Here is a 13,043-nt window from a genome sequence, read left to right on the forward strand (position 1 = left end):
CAAATAGCGCCCGTTTTTTATTTGGTGGTTTGTTAACCTTTGGAAGGATTGACCAGGTATTTTGCACCTGTTTTTTTAGCGTTGTACTTGAGTGCAGTTTTAGGTTGTATTACTTCTTCTAAACTAAGCTCTTTGGTAAAATTAGAAGCAAAAGTGGTGTTTATTTCATTTGCCACTTTTTTGTGTAATTCCGCTACCTGTGCAGGTGCCAATTTACCTAAGAAACGCATTAATAACCATCCGCCTATACCCCATGTCATACCATATGCACGATTAAGTATTGTAGGAGCGAAGTCTAAACCGCCATAGATATAAACTTGTTTATTGGCTTCTGAGCCATAAGTATTGAAGCCTACAGCATCTTTGCTACCCACAGCTTCCATTGCAGTCAAAATGTCACTAACTAAGTCACCGCCACCAATAGCATCAAAGGCAAGAGTCGCGCCTGTTTCTGCAATTGCTTTATATAAATCGGCTTTAAAGCTTGGGCTAGATGAATCGCAAATATGTTTAGCGCCAATCTCTTTTAAAATATCGGTCTGTTGCTGATTACGCACAACATTCACTAAAGGCACGTTTTCAGCTAGACAGATTTTGTTGAGCATTTGACCTAAAGCTGACGCCGCCGCTGTATGTACCAATCCAGTATGACCTTCCATACGCATTGTCTCGACCATACCCAAGGCGGTTAGAGGATTTACAAATGATGATGCGGCTTCTTTAGCTGTGGTGCCTTCGTTATGCACTATACAAGCTTGCATAGGCACACAACAATATTCGCTATATGTAGCCCCCGATAAAACACCTACGGTTTTACCCATTAAGGCTTTTGCTGCAGGGTGGTCGCCAGTTGCTACCACTGTACCCGCACCTTCATTACCAATAGGTAAAACTTGGTCTAATCTGGATTTAATCCGTGGCAACATACCTTTAAATATAGGAGCCGTCATGACTTTTTGGGCTGGATCGTACTCTGCTTCTTCCAAATTAGCGGGGCCAAACATGGGCCACATATCCGACGGGTTTATAGGAGCCGCTTCAATACGTACTATGACTTCATGAGATTTAGGAGTGGGCACATCCTGTTCTTTTAAGGACATTTCAAGTTGTCCATCAGAAGTGATCAAGGTGAAAAGTTGCTTAGATGTTTTCATTGTTGTTTTCCCTAGCTTATAAAAGTAACTATAAAGTTAACTGAACCAGAATATTTCTGCCATTTTAATGGTGAACATAGGTCGATAATTTGTATGTATGGAAAAGTTGTATTGTCATTCGATGTTCTAATGTTATTAGCAAATAGTGGATTGAAGTGATTCCTCGCTATGGCCTAGTTGATTTGACTGTATGCTACTCCTATTCTGCAAAATAGGAGCCTTCTCATTTATTAATGTGTTTATTAACAATGGATGAAATATTTAGGGAACAGTTCACCAACTATGGGCTTTAAAGCTGGCTGACTAGCAATTTAACTGACACAAATCAGGTTTTATGCCAGCACTTTGACTGGCATCTAAGTAAGCAGAATTCAGCTTGATTAACTATTGAATTTCTAAAAGCTCTACTTCAAAAATCAACAAAGAACCTGGCGTTATTTTTCCAGTAGCTCTATCGCCATATCCCAATACAGATGGAATAAAAAATTTAAATTTATCACCAACAACCATCAATTGAACCCCTTCAGTCCATCCTTTTATCACTTGATTTAGACCAAAACTAATGGGTTGCCCACGCTCTACCGAACTATCAAATACACTACCGTCCAATAACAAACCATGATAATGCACTTTTACAGTTGAGTTGGCACTTGGGTGACTATTGCCTTCGCCTTTTTGTAATACTTGATATTGCAAACCAGAAGCCGTTTCAAGCACATCTTCATTAGTTTTGTTTTTGGCTAAGAACGCTTTTCCTATCGCAACATTTTCCACAGCTAGTTTTTTATTAGTTGAGTTTCTAGTGAAGTAGAATATCGCCAATGCAATGACTACAAGTAAAACAATAAATTTCATAACCTGTCCTATTAATGATTTGGATTTTGTATTCTAACACTTGATTCTTTGAGCTGTGGTGAGTAAATAGATACAAGCCAAAAATTTCTCACCACAGAAAGAACAGCGTACACAAAGAAAAGAAAAGAAAAGAAAATTGTGACTTAGCTGAAAATAGATATCTAGCACTTCTGGTCAATGGAGACAAATTAAAGCTGACGGGCTGGAATGATGAGCGGTCATATGATTAATACCTGATGACTGTTTCAAAAACTGAATAAGCGGATGGTGACATCCACCCGTATATACCCCGTCATTTCCGCGAAGGCGGGAACCTCCAACAACATCTGTAGATTTCAATAAAGTATCTTATTTCCAAAGTTAAAATTGATTGAAATACACTGATATCATACTGTTTTTAAACGATTTAAATTGGCTGTACGGTAAATGTTAGTGGGTTCCCTCCTCCGAGGGAATGACGTGTAATATCTTCAATATCTGCGCCGTCAGCGAGGTGTAATATCTTAAAAATCCTCACCGTCTGTTTACTGCTAATTGGGATCGTTCACTGCGCGGTTCGGCTATGACCGCTTCTGGCACATTCGAACCAGTCAGCTCAAACTCATCAATCCAATAATAATTCTCTTTTTACCAGCTTTCCCTCTGTGCTCTCTGTGTCCTCTGTGGTTAAAATTCTTTTCGCTTTTAACTGCTTCTGCTATTGGCTTAACCTATGCCGTGGGTAATAATAGTTCGTCTATTTTTTTTGGTTAAGTCATGAAGTCATCTATTTTCTTCTACATCTTGGTGTTAGGATTTTTTTCCCCGTTTTCTTTTAGTCAAGAAGTCATTCGAAGCTCTGTATCCGAAGAGTTTATGAATGGTTTACACGCCAAATATCTTAAAAATTTAGCTAAGCATATGGGCATGGAAATTGAAATTGTTCCCATGCCATTTGCGAGAAGACTAATAGAGTTAAGTAAAGGCAAATTAGACATCTTGGTTGGTATACAGCGTGTTGATGAAACACAGGACGAAGTAGTTTATATCAACCCAAGTTATGAAACGCTAAGGCATACTTTTTTTGTCAGGAAAGAAAATCGAAGTAAATTACAGAGTTTTGAAGATTTAAAAAAACTCAGTGTTGGTGTTACCCGGTACGCAAAATATTTTGCACTGTTTAACCAAGAACCAGACTTGAAAATGGTTTCCGTATCGACACTTAAACAAAAAGTACAACTATTAATGAAAGGGAGAATTAATACTTTCATTCATTTTCAAGAAAGTACGCTACCACTCATTACACGGATGGGGCTGCAAAATGATATTGTTTTAGCGGATTACCAACCCATAGAAATGAATGATTATTATGTGACTATAAGCCAAAATTCTCCACTTTTTGATAAGAAACACCTGCTTGAGTCCGCTGTTAGAGATGCTATTGCGGCTGATGAGTTTGCTACTATTCGTCGAGAACACTATGAAACTCTTCGGGCTTCACATGGAAATTCTACGCCCCTCACTAATAGTATCAAAACTGATTAAATTTATTACAGATCCTCAATATTAAACAAGATTACTTTGATCTTGGTGGGAGTTAGATGAAGATAAAACTGTACCAAGTGGATGCCTTTGCGAATAACGTATTTGAAGGTAATCCCGCAGCGGTTTGCCCGTTGGAAAACTGGTTGGATGATCATCTTTTGCAAAAAATTGCAGAAGAAAATAATTTATCCGAAACTGCCTTTTTTGTTCGAACTGATAAAAACATTCAGCTTCGATGGTTTACTCCTGTAGAAGAAGTGGATTTGTGTGGTCATGCCACTTTAGCTGCGGCTTATGTCTTGTATCAACATTGTAATTATAGTGCTCCGAGCGCTATTTTTGATACTAAAAGTGGGCAATTAGTAGTGACTAAAACCGCTACAGGTTTCAGCATGGATTTCCCTATTTCTATGCCGCAAGTCGTTGGTACGCCTGCTGCATTATTATTAGGATTAGGCAAAATAAAAGCCGAAACCGTATTGGCTGGATTTGATTATGTAGTGGTGTTAAATAGTGTAAAAGAGGTCATAGATCTTAGACCCGATTTTTCACAGTGGTTAAACCTCGATTTAAGAGGGGTAGTAGTGACGGCACAAGGTTCTGATGTAGATTTTGTCAGCCGCTGCTTTTTCCCTAAATTAGGCGTTAATGAAGATCCTGTAACTGGATCTGCACACTGTGAATTAGCTCCTTATTGGGGACTTCGTCTTGGCTCATCTGTTTTATGTGGCAAACAATTATCGAAACGAAGTGGCTTAGTACACTGTCAGTTAGTTGAGGGCAGGGTTATTTTAAGCGGCAATGCTGTTGAGTATATGTCAGGTGAAATAAACGTCTAGAGCTCATCAACTCAATAAACTGAACAAATATGTACCATTAAAAAAGCCACCAAAAGGTGGCTTAATCTAAATATAAACATTAGCTGTGTTTAATAACTAGCATTACCCGGTGTTCTTGGGAAGGCAATGACGTCACGGACATTCTGCATGCCTGTTACATAAGCAACCAAACGCTCAAAGCCTAAACCAAAGCCAGAATGAGGAACTGTGCCGTATTTACGTAAGTCGCGATACCAGCTGTAGTCTTCTTGGCTAAGGTTCATTTCTGCTAAACGGCGGTCGAAAACGTCAAGGCGTTCTTCACGTTGTGAACCACCAATAATTTCACCTATGCCAGGTGCTAATACATCCATAGCTGCAACCGTTTTTCCATCGTCATTAATGCGCATATAAAAAGCTTTAATGTCTTTAGGATAGTTTTGCATGATGATAGGTGCGCCAACATGTTCTTCGGCTAAATAACGCTCATGCTCCGATGACAAGTCCACACCCCAACTGACAGGGAATTCAAACTTTTTACCGCAGTTTTGCAAAATTTCAATAGCGTCAGTGTAATCCATGCGCACAAAATCTTGGTCTATGACTTTTTCTAATCGAGAGATGGCTTCTTTATTTATACGCTCGGCAAAAAACGCCATATCGTCTGGACGTTCTGCTAAAACTGCTTTAAATACATATTTAAGCAAATCTTCAGATAGCTGCGCGATATCGGCTAAGTCAGCAAAGGCGACTTCAGGTTCGATCATCCAAAATTCGGCTAAGTGACGACTAGTATTGGAGTTTTCGGCTCTGAAAGTAGGGCCAAAAGTATAAATTTTCGACATAGCCGTTGCGTAAGTTTCACCGTTTAACTGTCCAGAGACGGTTAAAAAGGTTTCTTTGCCAAAGAAGTCTTGGCTGTAATCTACTTTGCCTTCTTCAGTTTTAGGAATATTCAGCATATCTAAAGTTGATACTCTGAACATCTCACCAGCGCCTTCGGTATCGCTAGCTGTCAATATAGGAGTGCTTACCCAGCAATAACCTTGTTCGTAGAAAAAACGATGAATGGCTTGAGATAAACAGTTGCGAACACGGGTAACCGCGCCGCCTACGTTGGTACGAGCACGCAGATGTGCATGCTCACGTAAGTATTCCAAACTGTGGCGTTTAGGCGCCATAGGGAATGTATCCGGATTTTCTACCCAGCCAATTATTTCAACTGTTGTGGCTTCAATTTCTAAAGATTGCCCCTGACCCTGTGATTCCTTCAATGAACCTGTCACCACAAGTGAACAACTAGTAGTGAGTTTTTGAATATCAGAGTAATTTTCAATGGTATTAAGTGCAATCACCTGAATAGGATCAAAACAGCTGCCATCGTGTAAGGCAATAAAAGACAAACCTGCTTTTGAATCACGGCGAGTACGAACCCACCCTTTAACTGTCACTTGGTCACCAACTGAATATTTACCGGCAAAAATGTCTGCCACCGGGGCGTGCGCCATCTACTTCTCTCCAATTATTGGGATATCGATCCCATCATCATTAAATATGTAAACTGTTTTCCTAAGCATAAACAAAAGTACAATTTGTAAGATCAAATCTACTGAATTTTTCTGGAAGCCATGTAAGGAGACAAAAAAATACTCTTGAAACTTAGGATACAGCCGAAAACAAACACAAATTGACTGCATTTAGACATGCAGTTTACTTGGCTAATCTCGCAAGATGTGTAATCTTACTCAGGTAGCGCTTAGACTCAAGAAAAATCGACAATAAAGCTAGTATTATTAAGCATATGAAAAACTTAGAGCAAAGATCAAAATCGGTGCAAAACAGAAGAAAGTTGCCAAGGGAACAAGACAAGTTTTATCAATCTATGGTATTTGTCAACGTTTTGGGTTGGTTTGTGTTTATTGGTGCGCTGTTAGTGTTTCATGATGCCCGGCCCGAATTTGTCTCTGGGCTGCAAGCATTCTGGGGCGTAGAAGTGCGTCAAGAGTGGTCTAGAACGCTTACTGTGTATTTAGCGGGTTTGTTGTCTTTATGTGTGCTGATAAGTGTAGTGGTATTGATTATGAAGCGCAGGCGCAATCGCCGTGACAATGATCATTTTGGTATTAATGGTTATGTGCTGATGTTGACCGCAGTGTCGAGCTTAATTATTTTATATTTTGAGTACACTGCGCCTTTAAAATAATAATGACTTCATCATTTTAAAGTTGCTTAATTTTTGCCCTCTAATTGGCACAACTTGCTGTTTCACTACTTTAAAGCCCTTTCCCTCAAAAAATAACTTGGCTGTGATACTGACGTCAGCGGATAGTTGAGTAATATGTTGTTGCTTAGCTAACGTATGAATATGTGCCATTAATGCAGCACCTATACCTTGTCGCTGATAAAGGTGATGGCAGAAAAAATGGTCGATATAACCACTTGATTGTAAATCACTATAACCCACTATTTTTTTATCCTTAATACAAACAAAAGAATTGAGTTTAGCTAGCTTGTTATTCCATAAAGTTTTGTCGAAAAGAGCAGGGGACCAAGCGTCTAATTGTTTTTGAGAATAATGCTGAGCGTTGACATTATGGATAGTTTGATTGGATAGTTGCCATATTTCATGTTCTTCACCAAGATGATAAGATCTTATTTCCATTGATAATTCTACCTAAAGTTGGGACCTGAAATGCCTCACTGTATTATTGAATATTCTGAAAATCTAGAGCAAAGTGTATCTATTAAAAGGTTAGTGGGGGCGGTACATAGCTATGTATTTTTGTCGGGGTTATTTGAAGAGTCGTCTATTAAAACACGGGCTATTGAATATACGCACTTTCAAACTGGTTTATCTGACATGCCTTTTATACATATTACATTGAAAATTTTGCATGGTAGGGATCACCAGCAGAAAAAAGACTTAAGCACTTTAGTGCTGGATAAACTAAAAAACGATATCCAGCCACCTATTTCGATTTCTGTTGAAGTTTCAGATATTGAGAAAGTGAGTTACAAAAAACTGGTGATCGAGTGATCTAGAATTTATGTTGCCCGTAATTTTTGTTTGAAAATTTTGCCGCTGTCCTCTCTAGGGAGTTTCTCATGTATATCAAGTTTTCTGGGATACTTAAAGCGAGCCAATTTGCCATCTAAAAAATCATGCATTTGCGCAAGGGTGATATTTGTTGTTGGCTTACATTGAACGGCCGCCACAACCATTTCGCCAAACTCTGGATCTGGTGCGCCAAAAATAGCACAATCAACTATGTCATCCATTTGAATTAAAACCGACTCAATTTCAAGGGGAAATATATTGGCGCCACCTGAAATAATCATGTCTTTTTGACGATCGTTAATAAACAAATAACCTTCGTCATCTAAAAAACCAACATCACCTACTGAAGTATAGTTTTGATAAGTGTAGGCACTGCTTTCACCATCATAGTTGGTATAATCAAATTCACCAAACATAGGTAAATGGACATAAATTAACCCTGATTGTTGTGGGCCTAATTCTTGTTGTGTTTCATCCAATATCTTGATGGCACCACCGGGCACTATTTTACCTACAGAACCAGGTTTCTTTATTGCCTCGGGTGAGGATATTAAGGTCATAAAGCCAATTTCACTGGCGCCATATGATTCATAAAATATCGGGCCAAACCACTCAATCATCGCCATTTTAATCTCGGCAGGACAGGCTGAGCCAGTAGATACTGCGTATTTTAATGAGCTTATGTCATATTGCTCACGAATATTTTGCGGCAACTTTAATAACCTAATCATCATGGTAGGCACAATATAAATATGGGTTATTTTGTATTTGTCTATGCTGGCCAAAAATTCTTCGGGATCAAATTTAGTGGCAATATAAAGATCTACATCAGATGCTGCTAGGCTACAAATACTTAGTGTATTAGGGGCGCTGTGGTAAATAGGTGCGGCTACAAAGAATCGGTCGTTTGTGGTTAATTGCATTAAGGACTTTGATAACCCTTGGTACACCGAATATTTATCAACCATGCTATCATCAGCTTTGCGTTTTATACCTTTGGGTCTGCCAGTGCTACCAGATGTATAGGCAAACATTCCTCTAAAAGGCTTGGGCTGTGAATCGATTGGTTGGGCGGTTTGCAATGACAACTCTATATCTAAGGCCATATCAGCGGATTGAGTTTGTATATCTAAATCAAGATGGTAATTTTCTACAACTTCGGGTGGTGTTGGAAAAATTGCAAACAATACTTCGGGTAAATCTTGCTTTTCAAGTTGGTGAATTAAGTCCTTATGTGCAATCAGTATTTTTGCTTTGGAGTCTTGAACTATGTGTTCAATTTCTGTTGGAACAGAATGCCAGTTTAGTGGCACGAAGTAGCTACCAATATATCGACAGGCTTGGATCACCTCTAAGTATTTAACGTCGTTACGCATTAAAATTGCAACAGTATCGTTTTCTCCAATACCTTGCTTTTGTAAGATGTTCGCAAGCTTTCTAGATCTCAATTCAAAGTCAGATCTAAGGGTTGGGTTTCCGTTTAAATGCAAATTTCCGATCATTTTCACCTCAAATATTGACTACTTGATAATTACTGCAATCCAAAATTGGTGACTCTATTGGTTGTATACACACTAACCCAATGCTTAATTTTAGTCATTATTATGAACCACCAAAACTCGAAAAATTAGCCTAACATATTAAATTCTAAAAATGCCAATTCTATATATCAAATCAATTGATGGAGCCCAATAGCAGCTCTTGCACTAGAGGGTTATATAAGTAAGTATATTATTAGTTTTAGCTAGATGACTTGAAATTGGAGAGGTTATGGATAAAAAATTTAGACTATTGATAGAACTAGGTGCTGGGGAGTTTGAACACGTCGATGGTTCACTCATTGCCCATCTTGAAGGTACTAGGTGTCTATTGAAAGAATGGAACGCATCTCAAGTATTGCAAGACGCGGGTTTGTATCATGCAGCTTATGGCACCTCAGCTTTTGCACAAAACCTATTTGAGTTAGCGCAAAGAGAAGAAGTGGCGACTGTAATTGGTAGTGAAATAGAAAACATCGTATATCACTATTGTGCCTGTGACAGAGATGCTTTTTTCACTCAGTTTGGGAAGGTCGATAAACCTATATTTTATAACCGCATAACAACTCAAAGATCTGCTATATCCTCTGAGTTGTTGCAACAATTATGTGAACTTAGCGCCGCCAACGAAACTGAAATAGCAATCAATAATTCAGATTTTGTTGTTCAACATGGCGATGAACTTTTGGACCTATTTAGTCGCATGCAAAGCTTTTTAAGCTTAAGCGCACAACGAAAAATTCAACATGTTTTTGCATCTCATTTATAGGTGCGTTTTATTCTTCGTGTAAACAGTTGACTGCTTTATACCTGCGTTCAAGTACCAGCATAGTAATAATGTAAATTACTACTATGACAACCGGTATAGCTACAAATCTATGTTCTGGAAATATTATCCAAACACTCAAAACCAAAACAGTGCGGCTAATGGCATGAAAGTAACCAGCCCAGTGTTGTATCGCCCATGAAAAGGGCATCCACATTAAACCACTTAATATCCCAACCGTCAGAGGAATGGAGGTGTAATCTTGCATTGCGAATGGAAGGGCCAACGAAAATACTAATAAAGCCATCACCAGTCCAACCATAAACAGATGGTTAAATGCGTTATTAGGCGTTTGTTTATTGAAAAAATCCTCGCCCAAAATTGGCGCTAACGCCATGCCCAAATACACAATGCTTCCGCAACCGATCCATACAGACCAAACTTGCCACACAGGTGATATTGTTGCGCCAATTATACCTATAACAGTCCACACTATGCTGCCTGCTAGAGGCATTGCGAGAAAACGTTTTTTGCTAAAAGCAATGCGCTGCTCTTCAAGGGGTTGGGTGTTTTTTTTGTTCATTTGTCATGACTTTTTAGTCGACTTGTCTTAGTCCAAAAATAACCCAGTACTAAAATATCAACCTTGCTTGCCGTAAGGCGTATCGCGGCATATTTCTTGTGCAGTATTATTAAAATGTATATCAGGGTTAGCTTAATTGGCAAATTGATCCAGCATTAGCGGATTAGGGTTTTTATCTATAATTGAGCGGGTTTTGTATATTGCCCCTTTTTTGCCCAATTCCTTGACTGTGATAACTATATGAGCTCTGTAGTGTTTGCGGAGTATTGTGACATGTGATATTTGGAATTTAATTACATATAATTCTGTAATAATTTGATATGTTAGAAAAATATTCTATTCAAGCCGGATAAAGTGATATTAAAAGTTATGGACAGATTAGATTGTGAAATACTGAGGTTGTTGCAAAAAGACGCAACTCAATCGGTGGCAGACATTGCAGAACAAATCGGTTTAAGTACTACTCCTTGTTGGCGAAGGATCCAGTCTTTGGAAAAACAAGGCATTATTGATAAACGTGTTGTTTTGCTTAATCCTGAAAAAATTGGCCTAAGCATGACAGTTTTTGTGCAAGTTAAGGCGGCTAAACATGATTCTGATTGGCTAAAAAAGTTTGCTGATCACGCCACAAACATTGAACAAATTGTCGAATTTTACCGCATGAGCGGCGAATATGACTATATGCTCAAAGTAGTAGTAGCAGACATGCAAGCCTTTGATGTATTTTATAAGAAATTGGTGGGCGGAATTGATTTGTCTGACGTGACATCGAGTTTCGCGATGGAACAAATTAAATATACTACCGCACTGCCAGTGTAAGACTGCCTAATTTAGGCTTGCGTATTCACCTAAATAAAAAGTGTTTATGGCTAATTTAGTAATGATTTAAATTTTAAGAGGAAGTTAATAATGCCAATTGGGACAACCGCATATAAATTTATGAGCCAGGTTATTCTAGCGTTCATAAGTCTATGTTTTTTTGCATGCACTGAGCAGCTCGAACAAACACAAAAAGCAGCTAGGATCACAGATACGGCCACAGAAATGCAAGCCGCTGTGGCTATGCCTGATAGTTACAGTGCAGATGTAGCTAAAGAGATTTTACAAAAAGGCGGTAATGCTGTCGATGCCGCAATTGCAGCACAATTTGTCTTAGCCGTAACCTTGCCTGAAGCTGGCAATATTGGTGGCGGTGGTTTTATGTTGGTGTATAAAGATAAAAAAACTGATTTTATCGATTATCGCGAACAAGCCCCTTTATCTGCTCATAGAGATATGTATTTGGACGAAAACGGTGACGTTATCCCTTATCAATCAGTTATAGGTATTTTGGCATCTGGTGTACCAGGTACTGTCGCAGGTATGTGGTTAGCCCATGAAAAGCATGGCAGTTTGCCTTGGAAAGAATTAGTACAACCAGCCGTAAATCTTGCAGAACAGGGATTTAAGGTACACCCCAAACTTGCTGGTTCTATTGAAAGGCATATAGCTAGATTAGAAAAACGTAGTTTTGAAGTGAACTTTAAAGATTATTTCGCAGCAGCAAAAGCGAATGAGGTATTTCAGCAATTAGAATTGGCAGACACCTTAAAACGTATTCGTGATCAAGGGCGAGATGGTTTCTATAAGGGCCAAACAGCTAAAATAATCAGTGACTTTATGCGTCAGGAAAACGGTTTAGTGACAGAAAAAGATTTATTGTCTTATGAAGCTAAGTCTCGTACACCTCTAAGTGCCAAGTGGCGGGAATATCAATTACTTACATCACCTCCCCCCAGCTCTGGTGGTATCGCTATTATTCAATGGTTGAAGATGTACGACATATTAACGCGAGATCAACAAAAACTGACTCACAACTCTGCTGCATATCTACATTTATTAGCAGAAATTGGTAAGCGAGTTTTTGCAGACCGTGCTGAATATCTTGGTGATCCAGATTTTGTCGAAGTGCCTGTTGCAAGCTTAATTGCAGATAAATATCTAACAATGCGTAGTCAAACAATATTGAAAGATAAAATTTCAGTGACTGAATTAATCAAACCTGGGCTAAAAGAAAGCGAAGAAACCACTCATTTTTCAGTGATGGACAAATGGGGCAATGCAGTATCGAATACCACTACTATTAATCTTGGATACGGTAGCAGTGTAGTAGTCGAGGGGGCAGGCTTTTTGTTGAACGATGAAATGGATGACTTTAGCGCAAAACCCGGAGTCGCCAATGTCTTTGGTGCGGTAGGCGGTCAAGCCAACGAAATTCAACCTAAAAAACGTATGTTGTCATCTATGACACCAAGTATGGTTCTAAAAGATGGAGAGGTTGTTTTTGTAACGGGTTCACCCGGAGGCACCACTATTATAAGTTCGGTGTATCTGTCTATTCTAAATGCTTTGGAATTTTCTATGAGCGCAGAAAATATAGTCAACAAACCTAGGTTCCATCATCAATTATTACCAAAAGATGTTATTCGTTACCATGATGGAATTGATCCTGCTGTGATTTCTGAATTAGAACAAATGGGCTACACCATGAGTAACCGTCGCTTTGGAGATATGCATGTCATCCTAAACAAAGATGGCAAAGTTGATGCAGCTTCGGAAGCTAATGGACGCGGAAAATCTATAATATTTTAGTCGCTAAGGGCGGCTTCTTAGTATGTTTTAGAAGATTTTAGTGATCACACAAAATTTAGTTAAATTGAACACTAATTAGCGATTTTATTCACTATGAAATTGGGTGTGAAATATAA

13 protein-coding genes are annotated in these 13,043 nt (G+C 38.7%); 7 read left to right on the forward strand and 6 right to left on the reverse strand.

Features of this window, described 5'->3' with window-relative positions; all coding sequences use genetic code 11:
• Positions 1–32: 32 nt before the first annotated feature.
• Both GARC_RS05145 and GARC_RS05150 read right to left on the reverse strand, forming a co-directional pair.
• Positions 33–1,154 (reverse strand): zinc-binding dehydrogenase, encoded by a 1,122-nt coding sequence (locus tag GARC_RS05145; protein ID WP_007617457.1) that lies wholly within the window; start codon positions 1,152–1,154, stop codon positions 33–35.
• A 384-nt stretch (positions 1,155–1,538) separates the two neighbouring features.
• Positions 1,539–2,009: an FKBP-type peptidyl-prolyl cis-trans isomerase gene (locus GARC_RS05150; RefSeq protein ID WP_007617459.1), complete on the reverse strand. Its 471-nt coding sequence runs from the start codon at positions 2,007–2,009 to the stop codon at positions 1,539–1,541.
• Positions 2,010–2,765: 756 nt separating this feature from the next.
• Here GARC_RS05150 and GARC_RS05155 point away from each other — a divergent pair.
• Both GARC_RS05155 and GARC_RS05160 read left to right on the forward strand, forming a co-directional pair.
• Positions 2,766–3,533, forward strand: coding sequence for a substrate-binding periplasmic protein (locus GARC_RS05155; RefSeq protein ID WP_007617461.1), 768 nt, complete (start codon positions 2,766–2,768; stop codon positions 3,531–3,533).
• Between the two features lie 56 nt (positions 3,534–3,589).
• Positions 3,590–4,372 (forward strand): PhzF family phenazine biosynthesis protein, encoded by a 783-nt coding sequence (locus GARC_RS05160; protein ID WP_007617462.1) that lies wholly within the window; start codon positions 3,590–3,592, stop codon positions 4,370–4,372.
• An 89-nt stretch (positions 4,373–4,461) separates the two neighbouring features.
• On the opposite strand, the gene asnS is transcribed toward GARC_RS05160, so the two are convergent.
• Positions 4,462–5,859 (reverse strand): asparagine--tRNA ligase, encoded by a 1,398-nt coding sequence (asnS, locus tag GARC_RS05165; RefSeq protein WP_007617463.1) that lies wholly within the window; start codon positions 5,857–5,859, stop codon positions 4,462–4,464.
• Between the two features lie 323 nt (positions 5,860–6,182).
• Here asnS and GARC_RS05170 point away from each other — a divergent pair, with 323 nt between their 5' ends.
• A complete protein-coding gene (locus tag GARC_RS05170) occupies positions 6,183–6,554 on the forward strand; it encodes a hypothetical protein (RefSeq protein WP_226989065.1) in 372 nt (123 codons plus the stop codon).
• Here GARC_RS05170 and GARC_RS05175 read toward each other — a convergent pair.
• Positions 6,546–7,013 carry a GNAT family N-acetyltransferase gene (locus GARC_RS05175; RefSeq protein WP_007617465.1) on the reverse strand — a complete coding sequence of 156 codons (468 nt, stop codon included), beginning with the start codon at positions 7,011–7,013 and terminating at the stop codon, positions 6,546–6,548. The two genes, GARC_RS05170 and GARC_RS05175, sit on opposite strands and share 9 nt — an antisense overlap.
• Before the next feature lie 30 nt (positions 7,014–7,043).
• Between GARC_RS05175 and GARC_RS05180 the strand changes: the two genes are divergently transcribed.
• Positions 7,044–7,388 carry a 5-carboxymethyl-2-hydroxymuconate Delta-isomerase gene (locus GARC_RS05180; protein WP_007617474.1) on the forward strand — a complete coding sequence of 115 codons (345 nt, stop codon included), beginning with the start codon at positions 7,044–7,046 and terminating at the stop codon, positions 7,386–7,388.
• Between the two features lie 8 nt (positions 7,389–7,396).
• Here the strand turns inward: GARC_RS05180 and GARC_RS05185 are convergent, their stop codons facing one another.
• Complete coding sequence (locus GARC_RS05185) at positions 7,397–8,911, reverse strand: AMP-binding protein (RefSeq protein WP_007617476.1); 1,515 nt, start codon at positions 8,909–8,911, stop codon at positions 7,397–7,399.
• A 268-nt stretch (positions 8,912–9,179) separates the two neighbouring features.
• Between GARC_RS05185 and GARC_RS05190 the strand changes: the two genes are divergently transcribed.
• Entirely contained in the window at positions 9,180–9,716 is a 537-nt protein-coding gene (locus GARC_RS05190) for a DUF6817 domain-containing protein (protein WP_007617478.1), read from the forward strand.
• Between the two features lie 7 nt (positions 9,717–9,723).
• Here the strand turns inward: GARC_RS05190 and GARC_RS05195 are convergent, their stop codons facing one another.
• Positions 9,724–10,296 carry a DUF7010 family protein gene (locus GARC_RS05195; protein WP_007617480.1) on the reverse strand — a complete coding sequence of 191 codons (573 nt, stop codon included), beginning with the start codon at positions 10,294–10,296 and terminating at the stop codon, positions 9,724–9,726.
• 369 nt (positions 10,297–10,665) lie between these two features.
• On the opposite strand from GARC_RS05195, the gene GARC_RS05200 reads away from it, so the two are divergent.
• Positions 10,666–11,115 (forward strand): Lrp/AsnC family transcriptional regulator, encoded by a 450-nt coding sequence (locus GARC_RS05200; protein WP_007617482.1) that lies wholly within the window; start codon positions 10,666–10,668, stop codon positions 11,113–11,115.
• Between the two features lie 90 nt (positions 11,116–11,205).
• Positions 11,206–12,927 (forward strand): gamma-glutamyltransferase, encoded by a 1,722-nt coding sequence (gene ggt / locus GARC_RS05205; RefSeq protein ID WP_007617484.1) that lies wholly within the window; start codon positions 11,206–11,208, stop codon positions 12,925–12,927.
• The last annotated feature ends 116 nt before the right edge of the window (positions 12,928–13,043 follow it).

Origin of the sequence: Paraglaciecola arctica BSs20135 (assembly GCF_000314995.1) — a bacterium.
GTDB classification, from domain to species: domain Bacteria; phylum Pseudomonadota; class Gammaproteobacteria; order Enterobacterales; family Alteromonadaceae; genus Paraglaciecola; species Paraglaciecola arctica.

Excerpts from the sequence above, each read along its gene's own strand:
- ggt (WP_007617484.1), top strand. The coding sequence starts at position 11,206 with ATGCCAATTGGGACAACCGCATATAAATTTATGAGCCAGGTTATTCTA.
- GARC_RS05190 (WP_007617478.1), top strand. The coding sequence starts at position 9,180 with ATGGATAAAAAATTTAGACTATTGATAGAACTAGGTGCTGGGGAGTTT.
- GARC_RS05185 (WP_007617476.1), bottom strand. The coding sequence starts at position 8,911 with ATGATCGGAAATTTGCATTTAAACGGAAACCCAACCCTTAGATCTGAC.
- GARC_RS05195 (WP_007617480.1), bottom strand. The coding sequence starts at position 10,296 with ATGAACAAAAAAAACACCCAACCCCTTGAAGAGCAGCGCATTGCTTTT.
- GARC_RS05180 (WP_007617474.1), top strand. The coding sequence starts at position 7,044 with ATGCCTCACTGTATTATTGAATATTCTGAAAATCTAGAGCAAAGTGTA.
- GARC_RS05200 (WP_007617482.1), top strand. The coding sequence starts at position 10,666 with ATGGACAGATTAGATTGTGAAATACTGAGGTTGTTGCAAAAAGACGCA.
- GARC_RS05175 (WP_007617465.1), bottom strand. The coding sequence starts at position 7,013 with ATGGAAATAAGATCTTATCATCTTGGTGAAGAACATGAAATATGGCAA.
- GARC_RS05145 (WP_007617457.1), bottom strand. The coding sequence starts at position 1,154 with ATGAAAACATCTAAGCAACTTTTCACCTTGATCACTTCTGATGGACAA.
- GARC_RS05150 (WP_007617459.1), bottom strand. The coding sequence starts at position 2,009 with ATGAAATTTATTGTTTTACTTGTAGTCATTGCATTGGCGATATTCTAC.
- GARC_RS05160 (WP_007617462.1), top strand. The coding sequence starts at position 3,590 with ATGAAGATAAAACTGTACCAAGTGGATGCCTTTGCGAATAACGTATTT.
- GARC_RS05155 (WP_007617461.1), top strand. The coding sequence starts at position 2,766 with ATGAAGTCATCTATTTTCTTCTACATCTTGGTGTTAGGATTTTTTTCC.
- asnS (WP_007617463.1), bottom strand. The coding sequence starts at position 5,859 with ATGGCGCACGCCCCGGTGGCAGACATTTTTGCCGGTAAATATTCAGTT.